The sequence below is a fragment of the Acidovorax lacteus genome (assembly GCF_039540375.1).
Classification (GTDB): domain Bacteria; phylum Pseudomonadota; class Gammaproteobacteria; order Burkholderiales; family Burkholderiaceae_C; genus Acidovorax_G; species Acidovorax_G lacteus.
On record NZ_BAABEX010000010.1, the window covers coordinates 21,279 to 34,804 of the forward strand.

The 13,526-nt window shown below is 68.9% G+C and carries 11 protein-coding genes; 9 read left to right on the forward strand and 2 right to left on the reverse strand.

The window, feature by feature from the left end:
• Window positions 1-23 precede the first annotated feature (23 nt).
• Complete coding sequence (locus ABD866_RS08130; protein WP_345063188.1) at window positions 24-1,028, reverse strand: AraC family transcriptional regulator; 1,005 nt, start codon at window positions 1,026-1,028, stop codon at window positions 24-26.
• A 253-nt stretch (window positions 1,029-1,281) separates the two neighbouring features.
• Between ABD866_RS08130 and ABD866_RS08135 the strand changes: the two genes are divergently transcribed.
• The 8 genes from ABD866_RS08135 to ABD866_RS08170 all read left to right on the forward strand — a co-directional run bounded on the left by ABD866_RS08135 (window position 1,282) and on the right by ABD866_RS08170 (window position 11,189).
• Window positions 1,282-3,003 carry an AMP-binding protein gene (locus ABD866_RS08135; protein ID WP_345063092.1) on the forward strand — a complete coding sequence of 574 codons (1,722 nt, stop codon included), beginning with the start codon at window positions 1,282-1,284 and terminating at the stop codon, window positions 3,001-3,003.
• 52 nt (window positions 3,004-3,055) lie between these two features.
• Window positions 3,056-4,663: a carboxyl transferase domain-containing protein gene (locus ABD866_RS08140; protein WP_345063095.1), complete on the forward strand. Its 1,608-nt coding sequence runs from the start codon at window positions 3,056-3,058 to the stop codon at window positions 4,661-4,663.
• 31 nt (window positions 4,664-4,694) lie between these two features.
• Complete coding sequence (locus tag ABD866_RS08145; protein WP_345063098.1) at window positions 4,695-5,711, forward strand: dienelactone hydrolase family protein; 1,017 nt, start codon at window positions 4,695-4,697, stop codon at window positions 5,709-5,711.
• A 26-nt stretch (window positions 5,712-5,737) separates the two neighbouring features.
• Window positions 5,738-6,229 carry a DinB family protein gene (locus tag ABD866_RS08150; protein WP_345063193.1) on the forward strand — a complete coding sequence of 164 codons (492 nt, stop codon included), beginning with the start codon at window positions 5,738-5,740 and terminating at the stop codon, window positions 6,227-6,229.
• Entirely contained in the window at window positions 6,226-7,008 is a 783-nt protein-coding gene (locus ABD866_RS08155; protein WP_345063101.1) for an enoyl-CoA hydratase/isomerase family protein, read from the forward strand. The genes ABD866_RS08150 and ABD866_RS08155 overlap by 4 nt, the downstream gene beginning before the upstream one ends.
• Window positions 7,009-7,085: 77 nt before the next feature.
• Window positions 7,086-9,107 (forward strand): acetyl-CoA carboxylase biotin carboxylase subunit, encoded by a 2,022-nt coding sequence (locus tag ABD866_RS08160; RefSeq protein WP_345063104.1) that lies wholly within the window; start codon window positions 7,086-7,088, stop codon window positions 9,105-9,107.
• 58 nt (window positions 9,108-9,165) lie between these two features.
• Window positions 9,166-10,086, forward strand: coding sequence for a 2-hydroxyacid dehydrogenase (locus tag ABD866_RS08165; protein ID WP_345063107.1), 921 nt, complete (start codon window positions 9,166-9,168; stop codon window positions 10,084-10,086).
• A gap of 194 nt (window positions 10,087-10,280) precedes the next feature.
• Window positions 10,281-11,189 carry a hydroxymethylglutaryl-CoA lyase gene (locus ABD866_RS08170; protein ID WP_345063109.1) on the forward strand — a complete coding sequence of 303 codons (909 nt, stop codon included), beginning with the start codon at window positions 10,281-10,283 and terminating at the stop codon, window positions 11,187-11,189.
• An 18-nt stretch (window positions 11,190-11,207) separates the two neighbouring features.
• Here ABD866_RS08170 and ABD866_RS08175 read toward each other — a convergent pair whose 3' ends face one another.
• Window positions 11,208-12,923 carry a 7TM diverse intracellular signaling domain-containing protein gene (locus ABD866_RS08175; protein WP_345063111.1) on the reverse strand — a complete coding sequence of 572 codons (1,716 nt, stop codon included), beginning with the start codon at window positions 12,921-12,923 and terminating at the stop codon, window positions 11,208-11,210.
• Window positions 12,924-12,999: 76 nt separating this feature from the next.
• Here ABD866_RS08175 and ABD866_RS08180 point away from each other — a divergent pair, with 76 nt between their 5' ends.
• The gene (locus ABD866_RS08180; protein WP_345063113.1) at window positions 13,000-13,512 is read left to right on the forward strand and encodes a YbaK/EbsC family protein; all 513 of its coding nucleotides are present in this window, start codon (window positions 13,000-13,002) and stop codon (window positions 13,510-13,512) included.
• The last annotated feature ends 14 nt before the right edge of the window (window positions 13,513-13,526 follow it).

Sequence of the window (13,526 nt, forward strand, 5' to 3'; positions counted from 1 at the left end):
CGGCGGCAGAGACGGACAAGGCCTCAAATCCGCACCATCTTTCTGAACTCGGCCGGTGAGTGCCCCGTCCAGGCCCGAAAAGCACGGATGAAGCTTTTTTCGTTGCCGAAGCCCGCAGCCTCGGCCACCTGCTTGATGGGGCGCTGCGTGCGGTGCAGCAGCTCCACCGCGCGGGCGCGGCGCACTTCGTCTTTCAGGCCCTGCAGCGTGGCGCCTTCTTCCTTGAGCTGCCGGTGCAGCGTGCGGGGCGACACGTGCAGCAGCGCGGCCAGCGATTCGGCGCTGTGCTGGGGCAGCGCCTGAATCGGGTGGCCGGCCTGCGGCGCTGCCAGCAGCTGGCGCACGCGCTGCACCAGCAGGCGGTCGCGGCGGTACTGCAGCACCGTCAGGGGCAGGGCGTTCTGCAGCATCTGGCGCAGCGCGGCTTCGTCGCGTCGCAGGGGCAGGGTCAGGTAGCGCGCGTCAAAGTGCAGCGCGGTGCGCAGTGCGCCAAAGCGCACCGGGCTCGGGAACAGCACCTCGTACGCGTCGGCGTGTGCAGGCTCGGGCAGGGGCAGCTCCACCTGCAGCACCGGAATGCGCGAGTCGATGTACCAGCACGACAGGCCCAGCGCATTGCGCAGCACCGACACCAGGCAGAACTCGCGCAGCGGGCCCAGGTCGCGGTGTTCGGTGATGGCGAGCGTGGCGCGCTCGCCGCTTACCGTGAGGTCGAGCGTGATGTCGTCGGCAATCAGCGCATGGTGGCGGCACCAGCGCAGCAAGGCCACTCGCAGGTCGGGTGCGCTGACAGACGCGCGCGCCAGCATGCCGTAGCTGCCCCAGGGCAAGCGGCGCACAAACCAGCCCAGCGCCTCGTCGTCCAGCTCGCGCATGGCCGAGCCCGACAGGCGCTCGAACTGCCAGGCGGTGATGCGCGCGCGGCTGTCGGCCACCTGTTCGGGCGCAATCTGTGCCTGCGCCAGCGCGCCACTGGCGTCCAGACCGCGCTGGGCGTAGGCGAGCACGATGGCCTGCACGAACGCCATGGGCGTGCGTGCCGGACTGCCTTCGGCCGCGGGGAGAGGCAGTGCCGCCACCGGCGGGGGTGTGTGGGCGCGGACAGGGGCTGTGTCGGCGGGTGGGCGGTGGCGGGCAGGCATTGGGGCAGTGTGCCGGGTGCTGGCACGATTTGCAACCATGCTGGCAACCCGCCGAGGGCGCTGCGCTCCTATCCTTGCGGTTTGCTTCCCGGGTGCGCCGCAGCGTTCGGCGCGCCTCCCGCCTGCAGGAGACACGCCCATGACCGCGACCACGACGAGTGCTTCCGCCCCCAGCTGGGCCCGCGGCGCGACCGACACCCCGCTGATCGAGCAGACCATCGGGGCCTTTTTCGACGCCATGGTGGAGCGCCAGCCCGAGCATGAGGCGCTGGTGAGCGTGCACCAGGGCCGCCGCTACACCTACCGCAGCCTGCAGGCCGAGGCCCAACGCCTGGCCAGCGCCCTGCTGGGCCTGGGCCTGGCCGTGGGCGACCGCGTGGGCATCTGGTCGCACAACAACGCCGAATGGGTGCTGATGCAACTGGCCACGGCCAAGGTGGGCCTGGTGTTGGTCAACATCAACCCCGCCTACCGCACGTCGGAGGTGGAGTACGCGCTCAATAAGGTGGGCTGCAAGGCGCTGGTGACCATGCCGCGCTTCAAGACCAGCGACTACCTGGGCATGCTGCGCGAACTGGCGCCCGAGCTGGCCACCTCTGCGCCGGGCGCGCTGCAGGCGGCCCGCCTGCCCGAGTTGCGCACCGTGGTGTGGATCGACGTGGCGGGCGAGGGCGCCGACGAGCCCGGCGTGATGCGCTTTTCCGACCTGCTGGCCAGCGGCCGTGCGGGCGACACGCGCCTGCCGGCCATTGGCGCGGCGCTGCGCGTGAACGACCCGATCAATATCCAGTTCACCAGCGGCACCACGGGCTTTCCGAAGGGGGCCACGCTGACGCACCGCAACATCCTGAACAACGGCTTCTTCATCGGCGAATGCATGCAGCTCACGCCGGCCGACCGGTTGTGCATTCCGGTGCCGCTGTACCACTGCTTTGGCATGGTGCTGGGCAACCTGGCCTGCCTGACGCATGGTGCGACCATCGTGTACCCCAACGACGGCTTCGATGCGCTGTCGGTGCTGCAGACGGTGCAGGCCGAGCGCTGCACCGGCTTGCATGGCGTGCCCACGATGTTCATCGCCGAGCTGGACCATCCGCGCTTTGCGGAGTTCGACCTCTCGACGCTGCGCACGGGCATCATGGCCGGCTCACCCTGCCCCATCGAGGTGATGAAGCGCGTGGTCGACCAGATGCACCTGTCGCAGATCACCATCGCCTACGGCATGACCGAAACCAGCCCCGTGAGCTGCCAGAGCAGCACCACCACGCCGCTGGAAAAGCGCGTGTCCACCGTGGGCCAGGTGCAGCCGCACCTGGAGGTGAAGATCGTGCACCCTGAGACCGGGGCCGTGGTGGGCCGCGGCGAATCGGGCGAGCTGTGCACGCGCGGCTATTCGGTGATGCACGGCTACTGGGGCGACGAGGCCAAGACGCGCGAGGCCATCGACGCCGAAGGCTGGATGCACACGGGCGACCTGGCCACCATGGACGCCGAGGGCTACGTGAACATCGTCGGCCGCATCAAGGACATGGTCATCCGCGGCGGCGAGAACGTGTACCCGCGCGAGATCGAGGAGTTTCTGTACCGCCACCCCAAGGTGCAGGACGTGCAGGTGGTGGGCGTGCCCGACGCGCGCTTTGGCGAAGAGCTGTGCGCCTGGATCGTGCCGCGCCCCGGCCAGCAGATCACCGAAGACGAGATCCGCGACTTCTGCAAGGGCCAGATCGCGCACTACAAGGTGCCGCGCTACCTGCGCTTCGTGGACGGATTCCCGATGACCGTGACCGGCAAGATCCAGAAGTTCAAGATCCGCGAGGCCATGAAGGACCAGCTGGGGCTGTCCGAACAGGCCACCGCTTGATCCTGCCGTTTTTTTCCATCAGTTCGCGCAACCCGCAAGCCCAAGGCGACGCATGACGATTCTCGACACCCAACTCAATCCCCGCTCGGCCGACTTTTTGGCCAACGCCCAGGCGATGCAGCGCCTGGTGGAAGACCTGCAGGCCCAGATCGAGCGTGTGGCGCAAGGCGGCGGCGAGGCCGCCCGCGCCAAGCATGTGGCCCGCGGCAAGCTGCTGCCGCGCGAGCGTGTGCAGATGCTGCTCGACCCGGGCACGCCCTTCCTGGAGCTGGCCCCGCTGGCGGCCCTGGGCATGTACAACGACGACGCGCCCTGCGCGGGTGTGATCGCGGGCATCGGCCGTGTGAGCGGTGTGGACTGCATGATCGTGTGCAACGACGCCACGGTCAAAGGCGGCACCTACTACCCCATGACGGTGAAGAAGCACCTGCGTGCGCAGGAGGTGGCGCAGCAGAACCACCTGCCCTGCATCTACCTGGTGGACTCAGGCGGGGCCAACCTGCCCAACCAGGATGAGGTGTTCCCGGACCGCGACCACTTCGGTCGCATCTTCTACAACCAGGCCAATATGAGCGCGCTGGGCATCGCCCAGATTGCGGTGGTGATGGGCTCGTGCACGGCCGGGGGGGCGTATGTGCCCGCCATGAGCGACGAGACCATCATCGTGAAGAACCAGGGCACGATCTTTCTGGGCGGCCCCCCGCTGGTCAAGGCCGCTACTGGCGAGGTCGTCAGTGCTGAAGACCTGGGCGGTGGCGACGTGCACACGCGCCTGTCGGGCGTGGCCGACCACCTGGCCCAGAACGACCTGCATGCCCTGCAACTGGCCCGCCAGGCGGTGCGCAACCTGCACCGCGCCAAGCCCGCAGGCCCGGCCGACGTGCCGTCCGTGCCGCCCCGCTTTGCGGCCGAGGAGCTGTATGGCGTGATCCCGGTGGACACGCGCAAGCCGTTTGACGTGCGCGAGATCATTGCGCGCATCGTGGATGGCTCGGAGTTCGACGAATTCAAGGCGCGCTTCGGCACCACGCTGGTCTGCGGCTTCGCGCGCATCGAAGGCATGATGGTCGGCATCATTGCCAACAACGGCATCCTGTTCTCGGAAAGCGCGCTCAAGGGGGCGCACTTTATCGAGCTGTGCTGCCAGCGCAAGATTCCGCTGGTGTTCCTGCAGAACATCACCGGCTTCATGGTGGGCCGCAAGTACGAAAACGAAGGCATCGCGCGCAACGGCGCCAAGATGGTCACAGCCGTGGCCACGGCCAGCGTGCCCAAGTTCACCATCATCATTGGCGGCAGCTTTGGCGCTGGCAACTACGGCATGTGCGGCCGCGCTTACAGCCCGCGCTTTTTGTGGATGTGGCCCAACGCACGCATCAGCGTCATGGGCGGCGAGCAGGCCGCCAGTGTGCTGGCCACCGTCAAGCGCGACGGCATCGAGGCCAAGGGCGGCCAATGGAGCCTGGAAGACGAGGAGGCCTTCAAGGCCCCGATCCGCCGCCAGTACGAAGAGCAGGGCCACCCGTACTACGCCACTGCGCGCCTCTGGGACGACGGCGTGATCGATCCGGCCGACACGCGCCGTGTGCTGGCCCTGGGCCTGGCCGCCACGCGCAACGCGCCGATCGAAGACACCAAGTTCGGCATCTTCCGCATGTAAGGCGCAGTACGTCCTTCGGCCTGTGTCCACCATGAACCTTCTGCACCGTGCCGCTGCGCTGCATAGCCTGTTGCGGGCTGCGCCGCGCCGTGCGTCTTGTGCGGGCCTGGCGGCGGTGCTGGCCGTGCTGGCGGGTTGCGCTGCGCCCCGCGATGCGGCAACGCCACCCGACGCTGGGGCAATGACTGCCCCTGTGCCGGCCGCCACCACTGCAACGCCGGTGCGGCCTACTGTCGGCCAGCCCTGGCAGGCGGTGGTGATCGACGGTCCGCAGGGTGTGCGCCTGCGTGCGCACTTCCTGCCGCCGCCGATTGACGCCCGCACGCCCGCCCCGGCGGTGCTGGCCCTGCACGGCTGCGGCGGGCTGTACACCGCCAGTGGTGCCTTGTCGTCGCGCTACACCGAGGCGGCCCACCGTTTGCAGGCGGCGGGTGCCGCAGTGCTGCTGGTGGACAGCTTCGGTTCCCGCCAGGTCGAGCGCGTGTGCCAGACCCGCTATGCCGAGCGCCGCATCGAGGTGGCCGACCGCGTGGGCGACGCCCAGGCCGCGCTGGCCTGGCTGGGTGCGCGCCCGGGTGTGGATGCGCAGCGCCTGGCGCTGATGGGCTGGTCCAACGGTGGCACCACGGTGCTGCATGTGCTGGCGGCGCTGCGCAATCGCCCGTCCGGTGTCCCCCTGCCGGCCGCTGCAGCCGTGTGGTACCCGGGCTGCGTGCCCCTGGCGCGTGAGCGCACGGCCGTGGCCGCCGTGCCGCTGCTGATGCAACTGGGGGCGCTGGACGACTGGACACCCCCGGCCCCGTGCGAGGCCTGGGCGCGGCAGGCGCAGCAGCAGAACACCCCCATCGAGTGGCATGTGCACGCCGACAGCTACCACGGCTTTGACGGCACGGCACCCGTGCGATTCCGCTCCGATGTGCCCAACGGGGTGAATGGCCGCGGTGTGCACCAAGGCGGCCATGCGCCGGCCCGCGCCGTGTCGCAGCGCCTGCTGGACGCGTTTTGGGCACGCACGTTGGGCCTTTCGCTTGCGGAGGGCGTACGGTGACCCCGCTGCTGGCGCATCTGGCGCTGATGGCGCGGCACAACGCCTGGGCGTATGGCCGTCTGCTGGACGCTGTGGCAGCCGTGTCTGAGGCCGACTACCGCCGCGACATGGGCCTGTTTTTTCGCAGCATCCACGGCACGCTCAACCACCTGCGCGTGGGGGAACAGCTTCTGTGGTTCGAGCGCTTTGCCGCAGGCCGCTCGCCCGCCCTGGCGCTGGATGCCGAGGTCGAGCCCGACCGCGAGCGCCTGACGGGCGCACTGCGCGCGGGGGCGGCCCGCTGGATCGACTGGTTGCCCACCGTACCGCCCGCGCGCTGCGACGGCACGATCGACTACACCACCACCCGGGGCGAAACCGTGTCGCTGCCCTGGACGGGCACGCTGGCGCATGTCTTTGTGCACAGCACCCATCACCGCGGCCAGATCACCGCGGCCCTCACGGCACTCGGCCATCCGTGTCCGGTGCTGGACCTTGTGTATTTCCTTCGGGCCGAGCAGGCCGGAGCCACTTCATGAGCCATACCTCTCTGCAGATCACCTATGAAGGGGCTGTTGCGCGCATCACGCTCACGCAGCCCGACATCCGCAACGCCTTCAGCGACGAGGTGATTGCCGACATCACCGCGGCCTTCACCGAGGTGGGCAGCCGCGCCGATGTCCGAGCGGTGGTGCTGGCGGCCCAGGGGCCCGCGTTCTGCGCTGGGGCCAACCTGCACTGGATGCGCCGCATGGCCGACTACACGCACGACGAGAACCTGCAGGACGCGGGCAAGCTCGCCGAGATGCTGCGCGTGATCTACGAGTGCCCCAAGCCCACCATTGCCCGTGTGCAGGGCGACGTGTACGCCGGAGGCATGGGTCTGGTGGCGGCCTGCGACATGGCCGTGGCGGTGGACACAGCGGGCTTTTGCCTGAGCGAGGTGAAGCTCGGCCTGATCCCGGCCACCATCAGCCCCTACGTGATCCGGGCGATGGGGCCGCGTGCCGCGCACCGCTACTTCCTGACGGCCGAGCGTTTCGGGGCTGCCGAAGCGCTGCGCATCGGCTTCGTGCACGCGGTCGTGACCGCCGACCAACTGGACATCCAGGTGGACGAATGGCTCAAGGCCCTGACCACGGCCAGCCCGAATGCCGTGCGCGTGTGCAAGAAGCTGGTGATCGATGTGGCCGAGCGTGAAATCAACGCCGGGCTGATTGCTGCCACGGTCGAAGGCATTGCCAACATCCGCGCAAGCGCTGAGGGCCGGGAGGGCGTGCAGTCCTTCCTGAACAAGCGCAAGCCAGGCTGGCTATGACATCCCACCCTGCGCCCCGGCGTGTTCTGCCGCGGCCTTCGTCTTTCTTTGTTTCTGCTTCTGCCAAGGTGGCTTGAATGTTCAAAAAAATCCTGATCGCAAACCGCGGCGAGATCGCCTGCCGTGTGGCCGCCACGGCCAGGCGCCTGGGCGTGAAGACCGTTGCCGTGTATTCCGACGCCGACGCGCGTGCCAAGCACGTGGCGGTGTGCGACGAGGCCGTGCACATTGGCGGCAGCGCGCCCAAGGAGAGCTACCTGCGCTGGGAGCGCATCATCGAGGCGGCCAAGGCCACCGGGGCCGAGGCCATTCACCCCGGGTATGGCTTTCTGAGCGAGAACGAGGACTTCGCCCAGGCCTGCGCCGACGCCGGGCTGGTGTTCATCGGTCCGCCGCCCTCGGCCATCAAGGACATGGGCCTGAAAGCCGAGTCCAAGCAGCTCATGGAAAAGGCCGGTGTGCCCCTGGTGCCCGGCTACCACGGCAGCGACCAGGACCCGGCGCTGCTGCAGCGCGAGGCCGACCGCATCGGCTACCCGGTGCTCATCAAGGCCAGCGCAGGCGGCGGTGGCAAGGGGATGCGCGCTGTCGAGAAAAGCGAAGACTTTGCTGCGGCGCTGGAGTCTTGCAAGCGCGAGGCCATCAACAGCTTTGGTGACGACGCCGTGCTGGTCGAAAAATACGTGCAGCGCCCGCGCCACATTGAAATCCAGGTGTTTGGCGACACGCACGGCAATGTGGTGTACCTGTTCGAGCGCGACTGCTCGGTACAGCGCCGCCACCAGAAGGTGCTCGAAGAAGCCCCTGCCCCGGGCATGACGCCTGCGCTGCGCCAGCAGATGGGCGAGGCCGCCGTGGCCGCCGCCAAGGCCGTGCACTATGTGGGCGCGGGCACGGTGGAATTCATCGTGGAGCAACCGGGCGGCTACGACCGGCCCGACCAGATGAAGTTCTACTTCATGGAGATGAACACCCGCCTGCAGGTGGAGCACCCGGTGACCGAGGCCATCACCGGCCTGGACCTGGTGGAGTGGCAACTGCGCGTGGCCTCGGGCGAGCCGCTGCCGTTGAAGCAGGAAGACCTGCGCATCCACGGCCATGCGATCGAGGCGCGCATCTGCGCCGAGAACCCGGACAACCAGTTCCTGCCCGCCACGGGCACCCTGGCTGTGTACCGCAAGCCGGCCTGCACCAGCTTTGAGCGCGGCAACGTACGCGTGGACGACGGCGTACGCGAGGGCGACGCCATCAGCCCCTTCTACGACTCGATGGTGGCCAAGCTGATCGTGCACGGCGACACCCGCGAGCAGGCGCTGGCGCGGCTCGATGAAGCGCTGGCCCAGACCCGCATCGTGGGCCTGGCGACCAACGTGCAGTTCCTGCGGCATGTGGCGCGCAGCGCCTCGTTTGCGCAGGCGCGGCTCGACACGGCGCTGATCCAGCGCGAGCAGGCCGTGCTGTTCCAGCAGGAACCCGTGGGCTTGCCGCTGGCAGCGGCCGCCGTGGTGGCCCAGACGCTGCAGGCCGAGCGCACGCAGGAAACCGCCGACCCGTTCAGCCGCCGCGATGGCTGGCGCTCGCACGGGCGCACGCAGCGGCGCTTTGCCTTCCGCTTCCAGGACGCCGAAGTGCATGCCGTGCTGACCTACGGGCGGCCGGCGGCCTTGCACCTGCGGGTGGGCGAGGGCGATGCGGCCGTGCAGGGCGCGCTGCAGTTCGAGGCCCTGTCCGACGGCGGTCTGCTGCTGGAGTTTGCGGGCGAGCGCACCCGCGCCTGGGTGCACGCGCAGGGCGAGGTGGACCATGTCTTCACGCCACGCGGTGCCACGCGCATCGAAGCCATCGACCTGCTGGCCCATGCGGGTGACACCCAGGCCGAGGGGGGACGCTTGACGGCCCCGATGCCAGGCAAGGTGGTGTCGTTTGCCGTGCAGGCGGGCGACACCGTGCGCAAGGGCCAGCCGCTGGCGGTGATGGAGGCCATGAAGATGGAGCACACCATTGCCGCACCCGCCGATGGCGTGGTGCAGGAGTTGCTGTACGCCCCGGGCGACCAGGTGACCGAAGGGGCCGAACTGCTCAAGCTCGCCGCCGCCTGAGCGGGCGGGCGTGCCCTTGCGACAGCCGAGGCGTGTGCGCCGCGCTACGCTTGCTGCCATGAAAATCCTGTTCTGCTGCACCGATACCAAACCCGAGCCCTGGCTGGAGGGCCTGGCGGCCGCCCTGCCGGGGGCTGATATCCGCGTCTGGGCGCCTGGCGCACCGCCTGCCGACTTTGCCGTGGTCTGGGCTCCGCCCCAGCAGTTTCTGGACGAACAGCCGGGCCTGCGGGCGCTGTTCAACATTGGCGCGGGCGTGGATGCGCTGCTCAAGCTGCGGTTACCGCCGGGTGTGGCGGTGGTGCGGCTCGACGACGCGGGCATGGCCGTGCAGATGGCCGAGTACGTGTGCCATGCGGTGATCCGGCACTTCCGCGAGTTCGACCGATACGACGAGGCTGCGGCGCAGGCGCAATGGGCGTTTCGCAAACCGCGCCTGCGGCAGGACTTTCCGGTGGGGGTGCTGGGCTTGGGCGTGCTGGGCCAGCGGGTGGCCCAGGCTCTGGCGCAGTTCGAGTTTCCGGTGCACGGCTGGAGCCGTGGCCCGCGTGAGGTGCCAGGCGTGCGCTGCTACCACGGACCGCAGGGGCTGCCTGCATTTCTGGCCGCAAGCCGCGTGCTGGTGAACCTGCTGCCTCTGACGCCCGAGACCCGCGACCTGCTCAACCACCAGACGCTGTCGCAACTGCAGCCCGGTGGCTATGTGGTCAATGTGGCACGCGGCGCGCACCTGGTGGACGAAGACCTGCTGGCCCTGCTCGACAACGGCCACCTGGCGGGCGCGACGCTCGACGTGTTCCGCACCGAGCCGCTGGCTTCGGGCCATCCGTTCTGGCACCACCCGCGCATCACTGTCACGCCGCACACCTCGGCGCGCACGCTGCGCGACGAGAGCATTGCCCAGATTGCGCGCAAGATCCGCGCGCTCCAGCAGGGTGAGCCAATTGCCGGGGTGGTGGATGTCCAGCGCGGCTACTGATTCCATGCGTCCGCTGCCGCGCCAGGCGCCGCTCGCGCGGCCCGCGGGCGGGCTGTGCTGCGCCGGTCCCTGGCCTGTGCCCGCTGCAGCGTCGTTGCCGAAAGCCTGTCCTCGACTTCGGTTCATGGCCCAGGCCTGAGCCGGATCGGTTCCCTGTTTTGTCTCTCTACCGTTGCGATCCGGAGCCCTTCAGCATGACCCTTCCTTCCCGCGTCCAGCTCATCGACGTCGGCCCGCGTGACGGGCTGCAGAACGAGAAAACCCCCGTGCCTGCCGCCGTCAAGGTGGCGCTGGTGCACCGCCTGCAGGCGGCGGGGCTCACCGAGATCGAGGTGACCAGTTTCGTGAGCCCCAAGTGGGTGCCGCAAATGGCCGACAACGCCGAGGTGATGGCCGGCATCGCCCGCCAGCCGGGCGTGCGCTACTCGGTGCTCACGCCCAACCTCAAGGGGTTCGAGGCGGCCGTGCCCACGCGGCCGGACGAGATCGTGGTGTTCGGCGCCGCCAGCGAGGCGTTCAGCCAGAAAAACATCAACTGCAGCATTGCCGAGAGCATCGAGCGCTTTGCGCCGGTGGTCGAGGCCGCGCGGGCTGCAGGCATCGAGGTGCGCGGTGCGATGAGCTGCACCGTGGGCTGTCCTTACGAGGGCGACATTGCCCCCGAGCGCGTGGGCTACCTGGCGGGTCTGATGAAGCAGATCGGCGTGCAGCGCGTGGACGTGGCCGACACCATTGGCGTGGGCACGCCGCGCCAGGTGCAGCGCGCGTTCGAGGCGACCCTCGCGCATTTCGACCTCGACCACGTGTCGGGCCACTTCCACGACACCTATGGCCAGGCGCTGTCCAACACGCTGTCCGCGCTGCAGATGGGGGTGTGGAACTTCCAGTCGTCGGTGGCGGGTCTGGGCGGCTGTCCGTACGCCAAGGGCGCCACCGGCAATGTGGCCACGGAAGATGTGGTGTACCTGCTGCGGGGCATGGGCATCGACACGGGCATCGACCTTGATGCGCTGATCGACGCCGGGGTGTTCATCAGCGAGCAACTGGGTCGGCCCACGCAGTCGCGTGTGGCCCGGGCACTGCTGGCGCGCCGCGCGGGCTGAGGGGCCGCAGCACAGCGCTCAGGTCGCAGCGCTTGCGGCCTTGCGTGCCTGCTTCACGCGGTACATGGCCGCGTCGGCATGGCGGATCAGCTCGGGCAGTGTGGTGCCATCGCGCGGGCTGCGAGCCACGCCGATGCTGACCCCCACCGCCAGCATCAGCCCTTGGAACGCCACGGGTTGTTGCAGCGCCCGCTCCAGGTCTTGCACCAGGGCCTGCAGTCGCTCCTCGGGCAGGGGGCCAGGCAGCAGCACAACGAACTCGTCTCCGCCCAGCCGCGCCGCCAGGTCGCCCGCGCGCACCTGCGCCCGCAGGCGCTGGGCCAGGGTGCGCAGCACGGCGTCGCCTGCGTCGTGTCCGTGCTGGTCGTTGATGGGTTTGAAGCGGTCCAGGTCGAGCAGCAACAGGGCCGGCGATTCGCCTGCGCCCAGCACATGGGCCGCGCCCTGGGCCAGACCGGCGCGGTTGGGCAGCGCGGTCAGCGGGTCGGTGGCGGCAGCCTCGGCCAGGTGGGCGGCCTCCATGCGCAGTGCTATCTGGCTGGCCTGCATGCGGCTGATGCGGCTGCTCAGCGCAATCGCGAACACCACCATTTCTGCCGCCACGCCAGCCTGCAGGCCGTTGGAGGGCAGGAAGGGCACGTCAATCACTTTCCAGTTGACCAGCACGAGGCCCACGACCGAGACGAACAGCATGCCCTGGCCCGCAAGGTACCAGCGTGCGGCTTCCATACCGTCGCGCAGGCGCACGACACCCGCCACCACGGCCAGCAGCGTGCCTCCAAAGGCCACCGCCTCGTTCAGCCGCTGTGCCAGCACCAGATGGCCTGACAGTCCCATCACCGCCGACAGTGCCATGAGAGCCCCGGCGGCCAGCAGTGGCCGGTCGAGCCAGCGCCGGGCACGGGTGTCCAGAAAGCTGCGCGTGAACAGCAGGGCAAAACCCATCCACAGGCTGGGCAGCACCACGTTGGCCCGTCCTTGCCACCAAGGCCAGTCGCCCCACAGGTAGTGCCCCGCGTGGCCGTTGAAGCTGGCCACGCTCAGCAGTGCGAAGGCGCACTGGCCCACATAAAACAGGAATGTGCGGTCGCGGAAGATGCTGGCCAGTGCCAGGTTGTAGCTCAGCAAGGCCAGCAGGATGCCGTAGCAGATGCCGTCGAACAGGCGCTTGTGCTGGCGCCACTGCAGGTAGTCGGTGACCTCCCACACGTCCAGGTTCATCTGCGAGGCGGTTCCTCCGAGCAGGCGCACGTACACGGTGTAGGTGCCAGGCTCGGGCAACTGCAGCCGCATGATGTAGCGCTCGCTGCCCAGTGGGCGGGTGTCAAACGGCTGGGAGAGCCCGGTGTGCACCGGTGGTGCCAGTGCCCGGCCTTGCGCATCGAAGGGTCCATAGAAGCGCACGTCCTGCAGCGCCGTGGTGTGCGCAGCCAGGACCCAGTCGCCAGGCCCCGGAGGCTGAAGAAGTTCGATCTTGAACCAGTGCGGGTGCGTGGTGCTCTGGGCTCGCGGCGGATGCGGCGCGGGTACGAAGCGCCCGGCGGCGTCACCGCTGCGCACGTCGTCCAGGCCCAGATGCTCGTCGGCGTTGGGAATCCACTGTAGGGCGCCCCGTTCACTCAGTGAGACACCCTGGCCCTGCGGCAACGATGCCAGAGGCACCGCGGGTGCGGCGGACACCAGGGTCCACAGGAGGACAAAACACAGGAGCAACGCGGCGCGCAACAGCTTCATGGACAATCGTCGGAACAACAGCCTCCACTGTAGCGACGGATTGCGACAGCCGCCGCCACATTGCTTCGCACTGCCTATGAACACACCTCCTTTGCCCGACGGCGTGGCACGCGTTGCGGCCGAATTGCAGCGCCTGGGACACCCGCATGCGCCGCGCATGCTCGACGATGCGGCCCGCACCGCGCAGCAGGCCGCCGATGCGCTGGGCATTCTGGTGGGCCAGGTGGCCAAGAGCATCATCTTTCGCCGCAAGGCCGACGACGTGGCCGTGTTGGTGGTCACCTCGGGCGACCGGCGGGTCGATGAAAAGAAGGTCGAGGCGCAGGTGGGCAAGATCGGCCGCGCCGATGCCGACTTTGTGAAGTCGCGCACCGGCTTTTCGATTGGCGGCGTGTCGCCCGTGGGTCATGCGAGCCCCCCGGTCACCCTGATCGACCGCGAACTGATGCGCTTCGAGACCATCTGGGCTGCGGCCGGGCATCCGCATGCGGTGTTTCCGCTGCGCCCCCAGGACCTGGAACACCTGACCGGCGCGCCGGTGGTGGACGTGGTGCAGCCCGTTGCGCCTGCGTCGGCGGAGGCTGCATGAGCGTTGCTATCAAA

Coding starts and splice junctions, on each gene's coding strand:
- ABD866_RS08145 (WP_345063098.1), top strand. CDS start 4,695: ATGAACCTTCTGCACCGTGCCGCTGCGCTGCATAGCCTGTTGCGGGCT.
- ABD866_RS08140 (WP_345063095.1), top strand. CDS start 3,056: ATGACGATTCTCGACACCCAACTCAATCCCCGCTCGGCCGACTTTTTG.
- ABD866_RS08180 (WP_345063113.1), top strand. CDS start 13,000: ATGAACACACCTCCTTTGCCCGACGGCGTGGCACGCGTTGCGGCCGAA.
- ABD866_RS08160 (WP_345063104.1), top strand. CDS start 7,086: ATGTTCAAAAAAATCCTGATCGCAAACCGCGGCGAGATCGCCTGCCGT.
- ABD866_RS08150 (WP_345063193.1), top strand. CDS start 5,738: ATGGCGCGGCACAACGCCTGGGCGTATGGCCGTCTGCTGGACGCTGTG.
- ABD866_RS08155 (WP_345063101.1), top strand. CDS start 6,226: ATGAGCCATACCTCTCTGCAGATCACCTATGAAGGGGCTGTTGCGCGC.
- ABD866_RS08175 (WP_345063111.1), bottom strand. CDS start 12,923: ATGAAGCTGTTGCGCGCCGCGTTGCTCCTGTGTTTTGTCCTCCTGTGG.
- ABD866_RS08165 (WP_345063107.1), top strand. CDS start 9,166: ATGAAAATCCTGTTCTGCTGCACCGATACCAAACCCGAGCCCTGGCTG.
- ABD866_RS08135 (WP_345063092.1), top strand. CDS start 1,282: ATGACCGCGACCACGACGAGTGCTTCCGCCCCCAGCTGGGCCCGCGGC.
- ABD866_RS08170 (WP_345063109.1), top strand. CDS start 10,281: ATGACCCTTCCTTCCCGCGTCCAGCTCATCGACGTCGGCCCGCGTGAC.
- ABD866_RS08130 (WP_345063188.1), bottom strand. CDS start 1,028: ATGGCGTTCGTGCAGGCCATCGTGCTCGCCTACGCCCAGCGCGGTCTG.